Source organism: Agromyces cerinus subsp. cerinus, assembly GCF_900142065.1.
GTDB lineage: Bacteria > Actinomycetota > Actinomycetes > Actinomycetales > Microbacteriaceae > Agromyces > Agromyces cerinus.
This window is the reverse complement of the sequence record NZ_FSRJ01000002.1, coordinates 536532-555186: the sequence shown is the minus strand read 5'-3', so window position 1 is coordinate 555186 and position 18655 is coordinate 536532. Positions and strand designations below refer to the sequence as shown.

The 18655-nt window shown below is 70.1% G+C and carries 21 protein-coding genes; 9 read left to right on the top strand and 12 right to left on the bottom strand.

Annotated features, from left to right (window positions below; genetic code table 11):
* Positions 1–6: 6 nt before the first annotated feature.
* Both BUR99_RS08580 and BUR99_RS08575 read right to left on the bottom strand, forming a co-directional pair.
* Complete coding sequence (locus tag BUR99_RS08580) at positions 7–735, bottom strand: LGFP repeat-containing protein (protein ID WP_159440968.1); 729 nt, start codon at positions 733–735, stop codon at positions 7–9.
* A 202-nt stretch (positions 736–937) separates the two neighbouring features.
* Positions 938–1588 (bottom strand): TetR/AcrR family transcriptional regulator, encoded by a 651-nt coding sequence (locus BUR99_RS08575; RefSeq protein WP_074259928.1) that lies wholly within the window; start codon positions 1586–1588, stop codon positions 938–940.
* A 100-nt stretch (positions 1589–1688) separates the two neighbouring features.
* Between BUR99_RS08575 and BUR99_RS08570 the strand changes: the two genes are divergently transcribed.
* Both BUR99_RS08570 and BUR99_RS08565 read left to right on the top strand, forming a co-directional pair.
* A complete protein-coding gene (locus tag BUR99_RS08570; RefSeq protein WP_074259927.1) occupies positions 1689–1985 on the top strand; it encodes a putative antibiotic biosynthesis monooxygenase in 297 nt (98 codons plus the stop codon).
* Positions 1986–2068: 83 nt separating this feature from the next.
* Positions 2069–4297: a hypothetical protein gene (locus BUR99_RS08565; protein WP_074259926.1), complete on the top strand. Its 2229-nt coding sequence runs from the start codon at positions 2069–2071 to the stop codon at positions 4295–4297.
* A 55-nt stretch (positions 4298–4352) separates the two neighbouring features.
* On the opposite strand, the gene BUR99_RS08560 is transcribed toward BUR99_RS08565, so the two are convergent.
* On the bottom strand, positions 4353–5273 hold the full coding sequence (locus tag BUR99_RS08560; protein ID WP_074259925.1) for an AEC family transporter: 921 nt from the start codon (positions 5271–5273) through the stop codon (positions 4353–4355).
* 118 nt (positions 5274–5391) lie between these two features.
* Here BUR99_RS08560 and BUR99_RS08555 point away from each other — a divergent pair, with 118 nt between their 5' ends.
* On the top strand, positions 5392–7857 hold the full coding sequence (locus tag BUR99_RS08555) for a phosphoketolase family protein (RefSeq protein WP_084183837.1): 2466 nt from the start codon (positions 5392–5394) through the stop codon (positions 7855–7857).
* 68 nt (positions 7858–7925) lie between these two features.
* Here the strand turns inward: BUR99_RS08555 and BUR99_RS08550 are convergent, their stop codons facing one another.
* Positions 7926–8588, bottom strand: a complete 663-nt coding sequence (locus BUR99_RS08550) for a hypothetical protein (protein WP_074259924.1) — start codon at positions 8586–8588, stop codon at positions 7926–7928.
* A gap of 245 nt (positions 8589–8833) precedes the next feature.
* Entirely contained in the window at positions 8834–9823 is a 990-nt protein-coding gene (locus tag BUR99_RS08545) for an aldo/keto reductase (RefSeq protein WP_074260312.1), read from the bottom strand.
* Positions 9824–9980: 157 nt separating this feature from the next.
* On the opposite strand from BUR99_RS08545, the gene BUR99_RS08540 reads away from it, so the two are divergent.
* The gene (locus BUR99_RS08540) at positions 9981–10592 is read left to right on the top strand and encodes a GyrI-like domain-containing protein (protein WP_074259923.1); all 612 of its coding nucleotides are present in this window, start codon (positions 9981–9983) and stop codon (positions 10590–10592) included.
* Between the two features lie 120 nt (positions 10593–10712).
* Here BUR99_RS08540 and BUR99_RS08535 read toward each other — a convergent pair whose 3' ends face one another.
* The 3 genes from BUR99_RS08535 to BUR99_RS08525 all read right to left on the bottom strand — a co-directional run bounded on the left by BUR99_RS08535 (position 10713) and on the right by BUR99_RS08525 (position 12170).
* Positions 10713–11153, bottom strand: coding sequence for a VOC family protein (locus BUR99_RS08535; protein WP_074259922.1), 441 nt, complete (start codon positions 11151–11153; stop codon positions 10713–10715).
* A gap of 106 nt (positions 11154–11259) precedes the next feature.
* Complete coding sequence (locus BUR99_RS08530; protein WP_074259921.1) at positions 11260–11733, bottom strand: SRPBCC family protein; 474 nt, start codon at positions 11731–11733, stop codon at positions 11260–11262.
* On the bottom strand, positions 11730–12170 hold the full coding sequence (locus BUR99_RS08525; protein WP_074259920.1) for an ArsR/SmtB family transcription factor: 441 nt from the start codon (positions 12168–12170) through the stop codon (positions 11730–11732). The genes BUR99_RS08530 and BUR99_RS08525 overlap by 4 nt, the downstream gene beginning before the upstream one ends.
* Before the next feature lie 221 nt (positions 12171–12391).
* Between BUR99_RS08525 and BUR99_RS08520 the strand changes: the two genes are divergently transcribed.
* On the top strand, positions 12392–12814 hold the full coding sequence (locus BUR99_RS08520) for a VOC family protein (protein ID WP_074259919.1): 423 nt from the start codon (positions 12392–12394) through the stop codon (positions 12812–12814).
* A 48-nt stretch (positions 12815–12862) separates the two neighbouring features.
* On the opposite strand, the gene BUR99_RS08515 is transcribed toward BUR99_RS08520, so the two are convergent.
* Positions 12863–13321, bottom strand: coding sequence for a MarR family winged helix-turn-helix transcriptional regulator (locus tag BUR99_RS08515; protein ID WP_074259918.1), 459 nt, complete (start codon positions 13319–13321; stop codon positions 12863–12865).
* Positions 13322–13441: 120 nt separating this feature from the next.
* Between BUR99_RS08515 and BUR99_RS08510 the strand changes: the two genes are divergently transcribed.
* From BUR99_RS08510 to BUR99_RS08500, 3 genes are read left to right on the top strand one after another with little or no spacing between them, the layout of a single operon-like run.
* Entirely contained in the window at positions 13442–14653 is a 1212-nt protein-coding gene (locus BUR99_RS08510) for an MFS transporter (RefSeq protein WP_074259917.1), read from the top strand.
* A 35-nt stretch (positions 14654–14688) separates the two neighbouring features.
* The gene (locus BUR99_RS08505; protein ID WP_074259916.1) at positions 14689–15528 is read left to right on the top strand and encodes an aldo/keto reductase; all 840 of its coding nucleotides are present in this window, start codon (positions 14689–14691) and stop codon (positions 15526–15528) included.
* A gap of 49 nt (positions 15529–15577) precedes the next feature.
* Positions 15578–16279: a type 1 glutamine amidotransferase domain-containing protein gene (locus BUR99_RS08500; RefSeq protein ID WP_074259915.1), complete on the top strand. Its 702-nt coding sequence runs from the start codon at positions 15578–15580 to the stop codon at positions 16277–16279.
* Positions 16280–16325: 46 nt separating this feature from the next.
* Here the strand turns inward: BUR99_RS08500 and BUR99_RS08495 are convergent, their stop codons facing one another.
* From BUR99_RS08495 to BUR99_RS08485, 3 genes are all read right to left on the bottom strand, one after another.
* On the bottom strand, positions 16326–16655 hold the full coding sequence (locus BUR99_RS08495; RefSeq protein WP_074260311.1) for a TFIIB-type zinc ribbon-containing protein: 330 nt from the start codon (positions 16653–16655) through the stop codon (positions 16326–16328).
* Between the two features lie 216 nt (positions 16656–16871).
* Positions 16872–17078, bottom strand: coding sequence for a cold-shock protein (locus BUR99_RS08490; protein WP_022893778.1), 207 nt, complete (start codon positions 17076–17078; stop codon positions 16872–16874).
* 427 nt (positions 17079–17505) lie between these two features.
* Positions 17506–17709 carry a cold-shock protein gene (locus tag BUR99_RS08485; RefSeq protein ID WP_022893782.1) on the bottom strand — a complete coding sequence of 68 codons (204 nt, stop codon included), beginning with the start codon at positions 17707–17709 and terminating at the stop codon, positions 17506–17508.
* A gap of 363 nt (positions 17710–18072) precedes the next feature.
* Here BUR99_RS08485 and BUR99_RS08480 point away from each other — a divergent pair, with 363 nt between their 5' ends.
* Positions 18073–18627, top strand: coding sequence for a VanZ family protein (locus tag BUR99_RS08480; protein WP_074259914.1), 555 nt, complete (start codon positions 18073–18075; stop codon positions 18625–18627).
* The last annotated feature ends 28 nt before the right edge of the window (positions 18628–18655 follow it).

Genomic DNA, 18655 nt, shown 5'->3' with positions numbered 1-18655 from the left:
CGGCGCTCAGCCTCCGGGCGCGAAGTCGGGCCGGAGCCGGTCGAGCGTGTTCTCGTCGACGGCGTCGAGGACGCCGACCGAGTCGGGACTTCCGGGCGACGGATGTATGACGACGACCGGCCCGGTCGACGACGACCACTCCACCGTGCCGTGCTCGAAGACGCCGCGGAGCACGCCCGTGCCCGGCTCGACGTCGACGTCGAGCACCGGGAGCCCGAGCGCCGAACGCTCCCACCCCAGCAGCGCCCAGATGTCGCGCACCATGCCGAACACGATCGCCGGGCCGTGACCCGGGCTCCAGTAGATCGAACCGCCCTCGAAGTGCGCGAAGCCGCCGGCGATCCTGCCGCCCGACTCCGATGCGGCGAGCGGCTGTTCGTCGGTCGTCGGGAAGCCGAGGAACGACGTCTCGGCGCCCACGCCGTTCCAGTGCTCGGCGATCGCCCCGTGCACCTCGTGGGCGCCGGTGCGCGCCGACCAGTACACGGCACCGCGCTCGTACTCGCGGCGGTACATCTCGCCCTCGCCGAGACGGGTGTGCGGCGTCGTCGCCGAGCCGAGCCATGCGTGCTCGGCGCGCTTCGCGCTGATCGCGGGCACGGCGAGCAGCAGTCGGTTGGCGGGGTCGAAGCGCACTGCGGTGCGGAAGTCGCTCCAGCTGAGCGCGCGGTCGACGTGCGCGGAGCGCACCTCTTCTCGAGCCGGCGCGGCCTGGCGCTGTCGCGTGAGGTGCATCTTCCGCTCGTTCATCGCGCCTGCCCTTCCCTGCGTGCGCCGACGGCGCCGAAAATGGGGGAAGCCGGCCTGCACCTCGTGTTCGGGACGCGGTGCTGACCGGCTTTCCGATCGCCACCTCGCGGTGACAGTTCCCCCTGCAGTCCGCGGAGCGGCGATCGGTACTCACACTACGAAGCGCCGCCGACGCCGCAGATCAGGGTTATCCCTGAACTCCTGGTGGATCTCGGCGATCCGCACCCGACCGGTCGCCCCCGGGCGACCGGCGCAGCGCCGCCTCGGCGAGGAGCTCGACCGTCTGCACGATCGAGGCTCGTCGGGCGGCGCGGCGATCAGCCGCAGCGTCGTCGGCGCCGACGAGCAGCGCGTCGAGGTGACCGAGCACCGGCCAGGCGTTCACGAGCGTGACGATCGTGAGCAGGAGTTCGGCCGCGTCGCGCCGATCGACGCCGGGCAGGAGCTTCTGGAACCCTTCGACCTTGACGCGGTGGTACTCGGCGCGGGCGGCATCGGCCGCTGCGCTCTCGCCGCGCTCGAGCCCCTCCCAGAAGACCAGGCGAGGGATCGTCGCCTCGGCGATGTGGTGATCGAAGAGCCGTCCGGCGTAGTCGCCGGCTGCCGCCGGGCCCGCTCCGATCATCGGAACCGCGTCCATCGTGCTGCGCAACTGCGTGCCGAGCACGGTGGCGAAGAGCTCGTCCTTCTTGCCGAAGTACTGGTAGATGCGCTCCTTGTTGACGCCGGCGTTCGCCGCGATGCGATCGATGCGCGCACCGGCCAGCCCGTGTTCGCTGAACTCCGCGGTCGCCGCATCGAGCAGGAGGCGTTTCGTGCGCTCGACATCCCAGGCCATGTTGCCATCCTAGCAATTTTCCAACTGAACGGTTGCGGATCCGCGACCGGCATGGTTCGATTACAACCGTTCAGTTGGAAATCTTCGGAAGGAACCATCGATGAGCAGCACCGACCCCGCCACCGCAGCGGCCGCCCCGACCCCCGCGGCACCCCCTGGGCCGCCGTCGGTCCACGTGCGCGCCGTTATCACCTGGCTCGCGATCTTCCCCCTCGTCGCCGTCGGAATGGTCGTCATCGGGCCGATCTCCGAGTCGTGGCATCCGGTGCTCCGAGCCTTCGCACTCACCGTGGTGGTCGTGCCGCTCGCCGTGTACCTCGTCGTGCCGCGCCTGCTCGCCGCCTACGGGGGGATGCGCCGCCGCAGCATCGCGCGATCGGGTCAGGGTCTGCACTGACGAGATCTCCGCGATGACACAGGCGACACGGGGCGGGTCGAGCCGCTAGCGTTCGCTCAGACGCACTCGCTCGAGGAGAATCCATGCGGATCGCACCCAGCCCCACGCCAGACGAATCGGCAGTCCCCTCAGATGCGGACCGCGGTGCAGCCGACGCCCTCGACGGAGCCGAGAGCCCCGAGAGCAGCGGCGCCGGCCCCGCCGACGGCGCGGAGTCGACCGAGCGACGCCGGCCCGAGGCATCCGACGACCAGTCGTTCGACCGCGCGCTCGTGGTCGTGCACGGCATGGGCAACGCCTACCGCAGCCAGATCCTGCTCGAATGGGCCGAGCCGCTGCTCGGACGCATGGACTGGCTCGCGCGCGACCGGGTGATCGGCGCCGATGAGCGCCACGGGATCGCGATCCGCACGTCGGACCTGTCGGGCGACCTGCCGATGATCACGGCGACGGTGCGGTACCCGGGCCCCCTCGCACAGGCGGCGGGCGCACCGGCCGACGAGACCGACGACGTCGTGCAGAAGATCGCGATCATCGAGGCGCGCTGGTCGGAGTCCTTCGTGCCGATGAATCGCGGCGAGATCTTCCAGTGGGCCGTCGTCTTCATGTGGCGCGCGATCTGGCGCGTCCTCGACCTCTTCCTCGGAACCATGGTGCTCGTGCCGTGGTACACGCTCGTGCGGCACTGGACCAAGGCGCCCGGTGAGCCGCGAACGCTCCCGAAGGGCGTGGACCTCGCCATCGACTCCGTGCGGCTCGTCGTGTGCTCGATCGCCTTCGGCGTCACGTGGGTCTTCCTCGTACTGCTCGCCGCCGTGCTGACGCCGATCCTGCCGCTCATCAGCCCGCTCCTGCTGATCCCGTGGTTCAAGAACGTCGCTCAGGGTGTCATCGACGGCATCGTCGAATCGATCGGCGACGTCGCCGCCTGGAAGGAGCGCCCCGTGCGCGCCTCGGCGATGCGCCTCGTCGTGCGCGACGCCCTCGCCAAGGCGAAGGAGCTCGTCGGCGACCACGGCGACGTGCACCTCTTCGCCCACTCGCAGGGCGCGGCCGTCGCGACGTACGCCCTCTTCGAGGAGCTGAAGCCGAGCGAGTTCAACGTGAACCGCCTGACCACCGTCGGTGCGGCGGTCGTGCTGCTCGGACGCGATCGCTGGCTCGGCCGGCCCGACGAGTATCGGCCCGTGCAGAAGTGGATCGATCGCAACGCCGAGCCCGACGCGGGTGACGGCGTGCAGTGGACGAACCACTGGGCCATCTGGGATCCGTTCTCGGCGGGCCCGATCGCCGACTCGGCGCCCGGCCGTCGCGAGCGCTGGCGGAACGCCTACTTCCCCGGCGGCTCCAACTCGACGGGGCCCGAAGAGCACGCGGTGCACAACACGAGCCAGCCCTTCCTCGACCACTCCGTCTACTTCCAGAACACGATCCAGGTCGTCGAGCCCACCGCGCGCCAACTGCTCGGCCCGGGCTTCCCTGCGGCTCCCGCCGCCGTCCTCGCCGTCGAGAACCAGCTCTCGGTCATCGACAAGAAGTCGCTCGGCATCAACATGCTGGCCGCCGTCGTGATCGCCGCGATCCTGCCCGGGTTGCCGGGCGTCTACGCCGCCTTCGCGACCTTCGCGAGCTGGGTCGCCGGTGCGATCGGCTTCATGATCGGGGTGTTCCCGGGCGGTCGGGATGTCGCGGAGGCGGTGCCCGCCGCCATCGAATCTGCCTCGTTCGTGACCGACCCCGACGGCCTGAACCCGTGGAGCTGGCTCATCGCCTCGGGGCTCGTCCTTGCTGTGCTGATCTGGCTGAACCAGCGCCTCTCGACGGTCACCCGACGGTCGCGGGAGTGGGACCGATGCCCGATCGAGCCCCGCGACTGGCTCGTGCTGAGCTCGATCCCACGCGCGTTCTACGTCGGCGGCGCCGTCGTCTGCGCGTGGTTCGCGATCTACGCCTGGGCTCATCCCGCGCTCGAATGGCTGATCGTGAGCGCCGTGATCCTCCTCATCGTTGCGATCTTCGTCTTCGTCGAACCGCTCTACTCGCCGGTTCCGATCATCGTGGCGGCACGCACGGACGTCGCCGACGTCGACGCTCGGGCGTTCGCCGCGATCCCCGCTCGGATGAAGCTCCGCGATGCGGTGCGCACCGATGCCTTCACGAAGGATCTCGCGGCGCGACGAAAGCTGCTCCGACCGCAGGGATGGCGCGCGGAGCGCTGGGCGAGGTGGTTCCACCATTGGCCGGCGTCGGCCGAGGCCGTCGCCGCGACCCCGTCGCCGACCACGTCACCGGGCCCCTCGACCCCGCGATAGGGGTCCCGCGCCGGTCGTCGGGACTCGGGGCACGTGGCACGTGGTGCTCCGCGGCTCAGCCGAGCAGGAGCGCCACTGCGAGCAGCACCGGCACCGAGCCGATCGTCGTCAGGAATACCGTGTCGCGGGCCACGACCTCGGCGGTCTCATAGCGCTGGGCGTAGACGAAGACGTTCTGCGCCGTCGGCAGCGCGGCGAGCACCGTCACCGCGTAGAGCTCGTGGCCGTCGAGGCCGAAGACGAACGCCCCGACGGCCCACGCGGTGACGGGCATCGCGACGAGCTTCAGCACGGTCGCGAACGCGACCTCGCGACGACCGCTGCCCGGTGCGAAGAGCCGCTGCCCGTGCAGCGACAGGCCGTAGGAGATGAGCATGAGCGGCACCGCGGCGTGCCCGATGAGTTCGATCGGCTCCATCACGATGGGCGGCAGCTCGAGGCCCGACACTGCGACGAGCACGCCGGCGAGCGAGCCGAGGATGATCGGGTTCGTGAAGGTCGTGCGCACGATCGCCGCCACCGAGGTGTTGCCGTGCACTCGGGCGCCGAGGATGGCGAGCGCCACCGGTGCGAACAGCAGCAGCTGCAACAGCACGACGGGCGCCGAGTACGCCGCGTCGCCGAGCATGTAGACCGCGATCGGGATGCCGAAGTTGTTGCCGTTCACGTAGCCCGACGCGAGCGAACCGATGACCGTGTGCTCGAGGCGTCGCCGCCAGAGCAGCATCGCCACGAGGCCGAACACGAGCATCATGGCGACGGCCGCGATCGCGGAGACCGGGAGCAGCACCGAGAAGAGCGCGCCGACGTCGGCCTTCGCGAGCACGGAGAACAGCAGGAACGGCGCGAGCACGCTGAAGTTCAGCCGGGCGAGCATCGGCCGGGCCTCGGGCCCGAGCACGCCGGTGCGCCCGGCGATCCAGCCGACGAACACGGCGAGCGCGATGACCGCGAAGCCGGTGAAGATGTCGATCATGCACGCCTGTCGCGGTCGTCGGGGTGCGAAGCAGGGCTCATCGTCTTCGACCCTATCGGTGGTGCCCGCCTCGCGACCGACCTAGGCTCGAAGGACACTCGAGCCGACAGGGGAAGCCATGTCCGAGGCAGGCGAGCACGACCACGAGCACGAGCACGAGCACGAGCACGAGCAGCATGGGCGCGGGACATCCGTGCCGCTCGAGATCGTCGACGCCTGGTGGCGTGCCGCGAACTACCTGAGCGTCGGCCAGATCTACCTGATGGCGAACCCCCTGCTCGCCCGGCCGCTCGAACCGGCCGACATCAAGCCGCGCCTGCTCGGTCACTGGGGAACCTCCCCCGGACTGAACCTCGTCTACACGCACCTCAATCGCGCCATCGTCGAACGCGGCACGCCGACGCTCTACGTCTGCGGCCCGGGTCACGGCGGCCCGGCCATGGTCGCCAACACGTGGCTCGACGGCACCTACTCCGAGCTCTTCCCCGCGATCGGCACCGATGCAGAGGGCATGCGGCGGCTCTTCCGCCAGTTCTCGTTCCCGGGCGGCATCCCGTCGCATGCGGCGCCCGAGACGCCCGGCTCGATCAACGAGGGCGGCGAGCTCGGCTACTCGCTCATGCACGCCTTCGGCGCGGCGCTCGACAACCCCGGCCTCGTGGTCGCGTGCGTCGTCGGCGACGGCGAGGCCGAGACCGGCCCGCTCGCCGCGAGCTGGCGCGGGCACTCCTTCCTGAACCCGGTGACGGATGGCGCGGTGCTGCCGATCCTGCACCTCAACGGCTACAAGATCGCCAACCCGACGCTGCTCGCGCGCATTCCTGAGGCCGAGCTCGTCGACTTCTTCCGTGGCAACGGCTACGAACCGCTGCTCGTGACCGGCGGGTTCGACGGCGAGGACCCGATGGCCGTGCACGGCCGCATGGCCGACGCCGTCGACGTCGCCTACGAGCGCATCGCCGCGATCCGGGCGGATGCAGCAGCCGGCGCGTTCGCCGATGCGGCGCCGCGCTGGCCGGCCATCGTGCTGCGCACGCCGAAGGGGTGGACCGGTCCCCGCATGGTCGACGGCGTGCAGGTGGAGGGCACCTTCCGCGCGCACCAGGTGCCGCTCGCCGCCGTGCGCGAGAACCCCGAGCACCTCGCGATGCTCGAGGCGTGGCTGCGGTCGTACCGTCCCGAGGAGCTCTTCGACCGGGACGGACGGCCGGTCGCCGACCTCGACGCACTGCGGCCGCACGGCGACCTGCGGATGAGCGCGACCCCGATCGCGAACGGCGGCATCGTGCGGTCGCTCGACCTGCCGCGGCTCGACGACTTCGCTCTCAACGTCGATCCCGGCGACCGGGGCGACTCGGCGGAGTCGACGAGGGTCCTCGGCGAATGGTTCGCGGAGCTCATGCGCCGCAATCCCGACGACGTGCGGCTCTTCGGCCCCGACGAGGTGCTCTCCAACCGACTGGGTGCCGTGTTCGACGTGACCTCGCGCGTCTGGGCGGAGGCGTTGGACCCGCTCGACGAGCACCTCGCCCGTGAGGGCCGCGTGATCGAGGCGCTCAGCGAGCACCTCATGCAGGGCATGCTGGAGGGGTACCTGCTCACCGGGCGGCATGGGCTCATCACGAGCTACGAGGCGTTCATCCACATCGTCGATTCGATGGTCAACCAGCACGCGAAGTGGCTCGAGTCGGCGAGCCGGGTGCCGTGGCGCGGCGACCTCGCGTCCCTCAACTTCCTGCTCTCCTCGCACGTGTGGCGTCAGGACCACAACGGCTTCTCGCACCAGGACCCGGGCTTCCTCAACATCGTGGTGAACAAGCAGGCCGACGTGGCGCGCGTCTACCTTCCACCCGACGCGAACACGCTGCTCGCCGTGATGCGGCACGCCTTCGACACGCAGAACCGGGTGAACGTGATCGTGGCGGGCAAGCAACCGGCACCGCAGTGGTTGACCCTCGCGGAGGCGGAGGCGCACGTCGAGCAGGGCATCGGCATCTGGGTGGAGGCGGGCAACGAGCCGGGCTACGACGCGGCCGACCCCGGGGCATCCGTGCCCGACGTCGTCATGGCCTGCGCGGGCGACGTGCCGACCATGGAGACCGTGGCGGCGGCGCAACTGCTGCGCGAGCGACTGCCCGACCTCCGGGTGCGCGTCGTGAACGTGGTCGACCTCATGCGCCTGCAGGACCCGTCGCACCACCCGCACGGGCTCCCCGACCGGGCATTCGACGCGATGTTCACGACCGACGCCCCGGTGATCTTCGCGTTCCACGGGTACCCGTCGGTCATCCACCAGCTCACCTATCGGCGCGCCAACCACCGGAACCTGCACGTGCGGGGCTTCATCGAGAAGGGCACGACGACGACGCCGTTCGACATGCTGCACCTGAACGACCTCGACCGGTATCGACTCGCGCTCGACGTGCTGCACCGCGTGCCGGGCCTCGAAGGCGGCACCGGCGTCGCGGAGATCGCCGACGAATGGCGCGCGGCGCGCAGCGGTGCCCGCGAGTACGCATACGAGCACGGCGAGGATCCCGACTGGATCACGGCCTGGCGTTTCGCCACGCCTCCCCAGGCATAGCGACCAGACCCTCGAAACGACGGCGGGCGCCCGGTCTCCCGAGCGCCCGCCGCACCGATCCGTTCCGATCAGGCGTCGCAGCCCCACACGTACGAGCCGTTGTAGTACACGGGCACCATCTCCTTGCCGGTGCACGGCCCGCAGTCCTCGTCGCGCGGTGCGGGCGGAAGGCCCGGGTAGTACTCGGAGGTGTACGGGTCCGCTGCGGGAGCAGCCGCCGGGGCTTCTTCGGTCGCCCCGCTCGAAGCGGATGCCGCGGCATCCGACTCGCCCGACCAGTCATCGCCCTCGTCGGCGACCTGCTCGGCTTCGGCTTCGGCTGCCGCTGCCTCGGCTGCCACAGCCTCGGCTGCCGCGGCTTCGGCGGCGAGCTTCGCAGCGGCTGCCGCCTGTTGAGCTTCGACCGCCTCGCGGTGGGCGGCGAGCGCACCGCGCAGCGCCTCGGTCGCCGAGTGCGCGGCCGCGGCATCCCGCAGCGCAGCGATGTCGACGCCCGCCGCGCCGATGCCGACCTGGCCGCCGACCTCGGCGACCGCGAGCCGCTTGGCGTGCTCGAGATCCGCCGCCGCCTCGGCGCTCTGCGCCTGGCCGGCGATGCCGAGCGTGACCACGATCAGGCCGGCGAGCGCGAGACCGAGCATCCGGTCGCCCCTGCGCCTGCCCGCGCCCCCCTCGAGATGCACCGCGGCGGCCCCGCTGCGCCCGAACGTCATGACTCGTTTGGTGATCATTCGATTCCTTCCTTCGTACGGACCGAGTGTTCGGATCTGCCCGTCGGTTCGACGGGTCGAAGGAGGGTCGTGGCGACGCCGAGCTCGTTCGCAGGGCGCGGCGAACAGTCGCCGTGCCATGCACCCGGAATCGTCACTGTCAGCCCCCCGCTAACACCACACCTGTGCAGCGTATCGACGTTGTGCCCTGAAATGGGGGCATCTCCGCCGATTTTCCGCCGGGGTGTCGCGGAGCGGCCGGCCGACTACCAGCGCTCGTGCACCGCCGCGCGGATCTCACGGTCGTAGAGCTCGCGCACCGCCTCGTCGAACGACGGCGGCAGACGCAGCGATCCGGCTTCGGCGTTCGCCCGCGCCTGCTGCGGCGAGCGCGCACCCGGGATCACCGAGCTCACGCCCGGCTGCGCGGCGATCCAGGCGAGCGCGACCTGGGCGGGCGAGGCGGACGGCGCCGCCTCGCGGGCGAGCGCGGTGAACTCGGATGCCGCCCGCACGCCCGTCTCGTAGTCGACGCCCGAGAAGGTCTCGCCGACGTCGAACGCCTCGCCGTGACGGTTGAAGCTGCGATGGTCGTTCGCGGCGAAGATCGTGTCGCTCGTGTAGCGCCCCGAGAGCAGGCCGCTCGCGAGCGGCACCCGGGCGATGATGCCGACGCCCGCCGCGACGGCGGCCGGCAGCACCTCGTCGAGCGGCTTCAGCCGGAACGCGTTCAGGATGATCTGCACGGTCGCGACATTCGGCCGCGCGATGGCCGTGAGCGCCTCGTCGACCCGTTCGACGCTCACGCCGTAGGCGGCGATCGAGCCGTCGTCGACGAGCGCATCGAGCGCGTCGAAGACCCGGTCGTCGCCGTACACCGATGACGGCGGGCAGTGCAGCTGCACGAGGTCGAGCGTCTCGACGCCGAGGTTCGCCCGCGAGCGGTCGATCCATCCACGGAAGTGCTCGGCGGAGTAGTTGGCGTGCTGCTGCGGCATCCGCCGGCCCATCTTCGTGGCGACCGTGACTCCGGAACCGGGGTTCGCGCGGAGCCATGCGCCGATGAGCGACTCGCTCCGGCCGTCGCCGTAGACGTCGGCCGTGTCGAAGAAGGTGACGCCGGCATCGTGCGCCGCGTCGAGCACGGCGAACGCGTCGCCCTCGGCGACCTCGCCCCAGTCGGCGCCGAGCTGCCAGGTGCCGAGGCCGATGACCGAGACCATGCGGGCGGTGCGGCCGAGGGTGCGAGTCTGCATGATGCTCCAGTGCTGGTCGGGGGAAGATCGCGCGGGACGGCTGCCGAGATGGATCGTCACGGCCGGTCCGCCTCCGATGGTGTCATGCGGGTGCGCGCGCCGCACGCTGCGCCGGTGCGTCCGGCTCCATGTCGGTGGTGCGCGCGACGCTGTGTGCATGGCCGACAAGTACGACGTGAAGCGCGAACTCGCCTGCTACACCGCCCCGCGAGGTCGATTCGAGATCATCGAGGTGCCCGAGCTCGCCTACTGCATGGTCGACGGGCACGGCGACCCCAACAACGCCCCCGAGTACGTGGCCGCGGTCGAGGCGCTCTACGCCGTGTCGTACGCCGCCAAGTTCCAGAGCAAGCGCGAGCTCGATCGCGACTACGTCGTCGGGCCGCTCGAAGGGCTCTGGAGCGCCGACGACCCGGCGACGTTCGTCACCCGCGAGAAATCGGCCTGGTCGTGGACGATGATGATCTGGCAGCCCGACTGGCTCACGCCCGAGCTCGTCGCGGAGTCCGTTGCGAAGGCGGCCGCGAAGGCACCGGCCGCGAACCTCGTGCGCTTCGAGCGCCTCTCAGAGGGGCGTGCGGTGCAGACCCTCCATCTCGGCTCGTACGACGCCGAGGGCCCGACACTCGCACGGCTGCACGACGAGTTCATGCCCGAGCAGGGCCTTCGGTTCAACGGGCGCCATCACGAGGTGTATCTCGGCGACCCCCGGCGCACGGCCCCCGAGAAGCTCCGAACGATCCTCAGACAGCCGGTTGCGCCGGCCTGACCCGCAGGACGCTGCGGGCTCCTGATCGCGCCGAAGCGCGTCAGGCGTACGGATGCCGCGGGGCGCCGCCCTCGATGAGGGCCGCCCCGCGGCATCCGATCGATCGGTACGGCTGCTCGCTCAGACCTCCTGCTCGGCGCCGAAGCGCTGGCGCGCGTCGAGCGGAATGAGCGGCTTCTCACCGCGGGCCTTGATCTGCTGCACGGCCCAGGTGTTGCCGTCGGGGTCGGCGAAGCCGAAGAAGGTGCCGCCGTCGCGCTCGTCGAAGACGGTGATCTCACTCGCCTCGACACCGCGCGAGATGAGCTCGTTGCGAGCGGCCGCCGCGTCGGCGACGACGAGCTGCAGGCCGTGCAGCGAACCCGGTGCCATCTCGTTCTGCGACGGCAGCGAGCCGATCACGATCGAGCAGCCCGAGCCGCGCGGCGTGAGCTGCGCGATGTGCATGCTGTCGCTGCGCGTGTCGTGGTCGAGGGCGAAGCCGACCTGGTCGCGGTAGAAGGCGATCGATCGGTCGAGGTCGTTCACCGGCACGATGACGACTTCCAGTGTCCAGTCCATGAGGTGCTCCGTTCCGTGCGATGTTCGTGGGTGACCGAGGGCGGCGGGGCGGGTGCGAGTGGCGACCGCGCCCCGCGCCATCCGGTCGATCGACATGGTCGCTCGGTCAGGCGGCGAGCACGCCGTCGAGTCGTGCGTAGCCGTCGCGGAGACCCACCTCCATGTTGCTCTGGACCATGCCGTCGCGGGCCGCGAGGCTCGGGTAGGTGGAGTGGATGCGGAGCAGCGTGCGCCCGCCGCCGAGGTCTTCGAACGCGATCGACTCGACGGCGACGACGTCGGGGAAGCCCTCGTACTCGAAGGTCTGCACCGCGAACTCGTTCTCGCGCACCGAGTGGAAGGTGCCGTTGAAGGCGTACTCCTCGCCCTCGGGGTCGACGTGCAGGTAGCGGTAGCCGCCCTGCGGCTCGAAGTCCCAGCGCTCGACGCGCATCTCGTAGCCGTCGGGGCCGAGCCAGCGCTTGACGAGCTCGGGGTCGCGGTGCGCGTTGAAGACGGCGGCGACGGGTGCGTCGAACTCTCGCTCGATCTCGATGAAGGGCAGGCCTTCGGGGGCGGTGATGGTGACGGGGTTCGTCATGATTCGTTCTCTTCTCCGGTGCGGCCGGCAGAGGTGCCGACTTCTGGGACGTCGTCACGATGCGGGGTCGCATCGGGGGCGACGGATGCCCCGGCGTCCGGGCCGGGGGTTTCGGCGAGCAGTGCGTCCAACGTGCGGAACTGCTGCTCGTGGATCAGCCGGTAGCGGTCGATCCACGCGGTGAGGGCTTCGAGTTGGGCCGCGTCGAGGTGCACGGGTCGGCGCTGCGCGTCACGTGTCCTCGTGACGAGCCCCGCGTGCTCGAGCACCTGGATGTGCTTCGAGACGGCCTGCTTGGTGATCGCGAACGGTTCGGCGAGCTCGTTGACCGTGGCCGGCCCTCTGCTCAGTCGGGCGATGATGCCGCGGCGCACCGGATCGGCCAGTGCCATGAAGGCGCGGTCGAGGCGGTCGTCTGCGCCCGGGTCGAAGATCATCAGCCTGTTTCCAACTCATTCATTGATCAACCATTTGATTGATTACAACCTACGGCGAGTGGATGGCGCTGTCAAGACCCCGGTCCCGTGGACCGTCGCCGCACGCCGCGGAGCGAACATCCGCGCCAGCGGCGGAGGCATCCGCTGCGGGGGTTGCCGCGGGCCGCACGAGCGACGAGTATCTGCTTCGACAGCCACGTCGAGATCGAAAGGGTCGCACCATGGTCACGCTCAACCCGTACCTCAACTTCCCCGGCAACGCGAAGGAAGCGATGGAGTTCTACCACTCGGTGTTCGGCGGCGAGCTCACGACGAGCACCTTCGCCGAGTTCGGCCAGGCCGATGACCCTGCTGACGCCGACAAGATCATGCACGGCCAGCTCGAGGGCGACGGCGGCGTCGTGCTGATGGGGGCCGACACGCCGAGCTCGATGGGCGACCCCGGCACCGGCGGGCCGATCTCGGTCTCGCTGTCGGGCGGGCGCGACGAAGACGCCGTGCTCCGCGGCTACTGGGCGAAGCTGCTCGCCAGCGGGTCGGAGATCGTGCCGCTCGAGGTGGCGCCATGGGGCGACGCGTTCGGCATGTGCACCGACCGCTACGGGGTCACCTGGCTCGTCAACATCTCCGCGAACGCGACCTGACCCGCGCGGACGCCACGCCCCTCGCCGCGGTGCGCCGACGGCTGACGCTCAACCGACCGTCGCAGGCAGCGCCACCCCGTGCAGCGCCTCGACGACGGGCGCGAGCTCGGGCTGATCGCCCGCTTCGGCGAGCACCCGCTCGAGTGTCTCGTCGTGGATCGGCCTCGCGCGCTCGTACAGCGAACGCCCGGCGGCCGTGAGCTCGGTGTAGATGCCACGCCGGTCGTCTGCGCAGAGGATGCGCGTGAGCAGCGCTCGGTCTTCGAGTCGGTTCACGAGCCGCGTCGTCGCGCTCGGGCTGAGCGCCGCGGCACGAGCGAGCTGCTGCATGCGCATGTGCCAGCCGTCTTGACGGTTGAGCGCGTCGAGCACCGTGTACTCCACGACCGAGAGGTCGACGGATGCCGCGAGCGAGCGCTCGAGCTCGGCCTCGATGAGTCCGTGCAGTGCGGCGAGCGTGCGCCAGCCCTGCGCGCGCACCTCGACGGCGTCGTCGGCGATGCCCATGTCTCCTCCTCGGTCGATTTAGTTGCTTGCGCTTTCTAATTGCGCGTGCAAGTATTAATGCTCGTCGTGCAATAGAGCGCGTCTGCAACTATTCGTACGAGTGTAACAGGAGAACCACGAATGCCCCTCGGACTCATCGCTCTCGCCATCGGGGGCTTCGGCATCGGGCTCACCGAGTTCGTGATCATGGGCCTGCTCCCAGAGGTGGCCGCCGACTTCGGCGTCACCGAAGCCGCAGCAGGCTGGCTGATCTCGGGCTACGCCCTCGCGGTGGTCGTCGGCGCCCTCGGCCTCACGGCCGCCACGACCCGGCTCCCCCGCAAGCCGGTGCTCACCGGCCTGCTCGTGCTCTTCATCGCGGGCAACGCGATCTCGGCGATGGCCCCGACATACGAGCTCATGATGACCGGCCGCATCATCGCGGCGCTCTGCCACGGCGCCTTCTTCGGCATCGGCTCGGTCGTCGCCGCCGGCCTCGTCGCGCCCGAGAAGGCCGCCGGAGCCATCGCGATCATGTTCACCGGCCTCACCGCGGCCAACGTGCTCGGCGTGCCGTTCGGCACGTTCCTCGGCCAGGAGTTCGGCTGGCGCTCGACCTTCTGGGCCATCTCGGCCATCGGCGTGATCGCTCTGGTCGGTATCGCGACGCTCGTGCCCAACCTCCGCACCGACGGGCCGGCGCCGAGCCTTCGCCGCGAACTCACCGCGTTCCGCTCCGGTCAGGTGTGGCTGTCGCTCACCGTGACGGTGCTCGGTTTCGGCGGCATGTTCGGCGCATTCACCTACATCGCGTACACGCTCACCGAGGTGAGCGGCTTCGCCTCGAGCGCCGTGCCGTGGCTGCTCGTGCTCTTCGGCGCCGGCCTCGTCGTCGGCAACTGGATCGGCGGGCGCCTCGCCGACCGCTCGATCGACGGCACCCTGCTCGGCTTCATCTCGGCGCTCCTCGTCGTGCTCGTGCTCTTCGCCTGGCTCGCCCCGAACCCCGTCGCCACGATCGTGCTCCTGACGGCGATGGGCGGCTTCGGGTTCGGCACGGTGCCCGCCCTGCAGAGCCGCGTGATGCGGTACGCCGACGGCGCCCCGACCCTCGCCTCCGGGGCGAACATCGCCGCGTTCAACCTCGGCAATGCGCTCGGAGCCTGGACCGGCGGCCTCACGATCGCGGCAGGCCTCGGCTACACCTCGCCGATCTGGGTCGGCGCGATCATCACCGCCGCCGCCCTCGTCGTGATGGTCATCGCCGCCGCGAATGCGCGCCGACACCCCCGAGCGGATGCCGCGGGCCCCGCCCGCCTCGACACGTCCTCCACCGCGGCATCCGCCGCCTGACCCTCCATCACACTCAGAACCCCGAAAGCGAGACCATGACCGACCTCACCACCGTGCCCGCCGTCACCCTCAACAACGGCGTGCGCATGCCCCAGCTCGGCTTCGGCGTCTACCAGGTGCCCGACGACGAGACCGCCGCCGCCGTCACCACTGCCCTCGACGCCGGCTACCGCAGCATCGACACCGCCGCGATCTACGGCAACGAACAGGGCGTCGGCCGGGCGATCGCCGACTCGAGCGTGCCCCGCGACGAGCTCTTCATCACGACGAAGATCTGGAACTCCGACCAGGGGTACGACTCGACGCTGCGCGCGTTCGACGAGAGCCTCGCGAAGCTCGGGCTCGAGCAGCTCGACCTCTCCCTGATCCACTGGCCGACGCCCGAGCGCGGGCTCTACCTCGACACCTGGCGTGCACTGGAACGCCTCCACGCCGAAGGGCGCGTCCGCGCGATCGGCGTCTCGAACTTCGAGCCCGACCACCTCGAACGACTCGTGGCCACGAGCACGGTCGTGCCGGCGGTGAATCAGGTCGAGCTGCATCCCGCGCTGCAGAATCGCGCCACGATCGCCGCGAACGAGCGGCATGGCATCGTCACCGAGGCGTGGAGCCCGCTCGCGCAGGGCGCCGTGCTCGGCGAGTCATCCGTCATCGCCATCGCAGTGCGCCACGAGGCGACGCCCGCCCAGGTCGTACTGCGCTGGCACCTGCAGCAGGGACGCGTCGTGATTCCGAAGTCGGTGACGCCGAGCCGCATCGCCGAGAACCTCGACGTGTTCGGCTTCGAGCTGGCGGCCGACGAACTCGCCGCGATCGACGCGCTCGAGCGCGACGGTCGCACGGGCCCGCACCCCGTCGAGTTCAACGTCGCCTGAGCACCGAGCACCCCAGCGACCCCGCACCAGCCAACGAAGGGAACCACGAATGAGCAACATCCTGATGATCGTCACCGGCGCGAACGCGCTCACGATGAAGGACGGCTCGGAGCATCCGACCGGATTCTGGGCCGAAGAGCTCGTGACCGCGCACCGCGACCTCGTGGCCGCCGGCCACACCGTCACGATCGCCACGCCGGGTGGCGTGACGCCGACCGTGGACGCCGGAAGCCTCGACCCGTCGCAGGCAGGCGGCGACGAGCAGGCGCGCGAGCTCGCCGAGTACCTCGACGCGATCGCCGACGACCTCGCGGGGGCCGTTCCCGTCGCCGATGTCGACGCCGCCGACTACGCCGCGATCGTGCTGCCGGGCGGCCACGGGCCGATGACCGACCTCGCCTTCGACGCGAACGTCGGCCGGGTGCTCATCGCGGCGAACGAGGCCGGCGCGGTCATCGCACCGTTCTGCCACGGCCCCGCCGCCCTGCTCGCGGCGAAGCTCGCCGATGGCACGAACGCATTCGCCGGTCGCACGCTCACCGTCTTCACCGACGAAGAGGAGCGCACCGGCGGCACCGGCGAGAACACGCCGTGGTGGGTCGAGTCCGCACTGCGCGAGGCCGGCCTCCTCATCGACTCGGCCGGGCCGTGGAGCGACCATGTGGTCGTCGACGGCAACCTGGTCACCGGCCAGAATCCGCAGTCGAGCGCGTCGGTCGCGCGCCGGGTCGTCGAGGCGCTCGCCTCCTGACCGCGAACGGCTCCGCCTCCACTCGGGAGGCGGAGCCGGCGGTGGATCAGTCGAAGAGCTCGGAGAGCCAGCTCTCCTTCTTCTTCTTGCGGTAGTCGCCCTGGCCGCGGTTGTCATAGCCGCGGTCGTACCCGCGGTTGTCGTACGGCTGCTGGTACGAGGGCTGGCCGTAGGCCGGCGGCTGCGGCTGAGTCGGAGGCGCGGGGGCGGCAGGAGCGCTCGCGGCCGGCGCAGCGAACTCGCGCGCTGCGCGCTCGACGATCTTGTCGAGCTCACCCCGGTCGAGCCACACACCACGACACGTGGGGCAGTAGTCGATCTCGATGCCGCTGCGTTCGCTCATCACGAGCACGGTTCCGTCGGTGGGGCACTGCATGTGGGGGGCTCCTTCTTCGGGGCCGACCGGGATCGATCGGGGGTGGTTCGACATGGTCGAGCCTAGAGAGCGAATCTTCGAAGAAGCCCAGTGGAATGCACAGAGCGGATGCCGCGGCGCCTGCCTCACGAGGAGGCGGCTGCCGCGACATCCGCTCGTGGATCAGGTGCCCGCGCGCTCAGCGCGCAGACACCCGATCGAAAGGGATGCGAGAACTTACGAAATGACCGTGATGTTCTCAGCCTGCAGGCCCTTGGGGCCGCGGGCGGTCTCGAATTCGACCTTCTGGTTCTCCTCGAGCGAGCGGTAGCCGCCCGATGCGATCGCGCTGAAGTGCGCGAAGACGTCGGCCGAGCCGTCGTCAGGAGCGATGAAGCCGAAGCCCTTGTCGGCGTTGAACCACTTGACGGTTCCGGTAGCCATATTCTTTTCCTTCTGTAAAGCCGAGCCGCCGAAGCGGCTGCGACGTGCACGACCTCAGGTCGTGCAGGGTTCCGACGGCGACGTCCGCCGCCGGAAGTTCATGGTGGTGCGAGCGAATCGCACGGGGTACGCGGCCGAACAGCCCGGCGTGCGAGACGCCGCGATCAGTGACCTGCGGGAGGAACCGGTGCGGGGCTTCGTCGCCGTCATCGCACCGAATGCTTCGGCGTGAGAGATGTTGCTTCGTCCCGACTGGTCATCGGCTTCCCAGCCGTGTCATGTGGGAGAGAACCCACTGCAGATACTTCGACTCTAGTCGCTTCTCATGTGCAAGCGCTGAGAAACTTTCGGGATGGCCCGGCCTCGCACATGATGAACGCCCCCGCAGCCTGCGCTGCGGGGGCGTTCACGTGGTGCTTGCCGAGGCCTAGAGGCCGCGGATGTTCTCGGCCTGCAGACCCTTCGGGCCCTGTGCGACCTCGAATTCGACCTTCTGGCCCTCTTCGAGCGAACGGTAGCCGTTGCCCGAGATGGCGCTGAAGTGCGCGAAGACGTCGGCCGAGCCGTCGTCGGGAGCGATGAAGCCGAAGCCCTTTTCGGCGTTGAACCACTTGACGGTTCCGGTTGCCATACTGCTGTCCTTCTGTCCTATGGGCTGCTGGTGCGGCCCGATGCGATCGACGGTCGATCGCTGCCCCGCGCGGCGGGTTGCCGACGGAGCGGGGGCGAGGGGCGGGAGTGCGCTCAGGCATCCGCCGTCTCGTATCGGGTCATGCCACGCGGATCGGTCCGCCTCCGGGCAATCAGGTGGAGGCACGGGCGAGCGCCCGCTTGATGGAGGAATCAGTGAACATACCCTATCGGGTGACGTTCAGCTTCACACGCTACGCGACCGAATCGTGACCTGGGAAGACCTTCGTCGGAATTCGTCGCGATCAGAACGAATTCGGCAGGTTGCCAGCGCACTTGCATCGAATGGGTGGAGAATCGGGGCATGAACCGCCGCCCCCTCGGTCTCGTCGCTGCTGCATACGCGGCAGTCGTGCTGTGGGTCACCATCGGTCCGGCGCCGTGGCGCACGGAGGGGCATCAGCTCGACGGCGGCATCCTGAACCCGGAGGCGTGGACGGCTCCCGTCACCTGGACGACCGGGTACCTCGCCGAGATCGCCTTCAACGTGGCGATCTTCCTGCCGGTGGGCGTGCTGGCCGCGCTGCTGACCCCCCGACGCCGGTGGCCCCTCGCCATGGCCGCGGGCTTCGGCTTCACGGTCTTCATCGAACTCGTCCAGGTGCTCGAGCCCGCTCGCATCTCCGATCCCCGCGATCTCGTGATGAACACGACGGGCGCGGTGCTCGGCGTGCTGATCGTCGTGTTCGCGCGCGGCGTGCGACGGGCGGGCCTCGTCGCGGCGGCGCTGGTCGAGCAGGTCCCCGTCGCAGCAGCGGATGCCGCGGCGCACGCCGCCGCCATCGACTCGGTCGTCGCAGAGCACGAGCACGCGCAGGAGCACGCCCTCGCGACCGCGCAGGTCGACCGGGCGGCGTAGGCGCACGACACTCCCGGCCCTCGGCCGC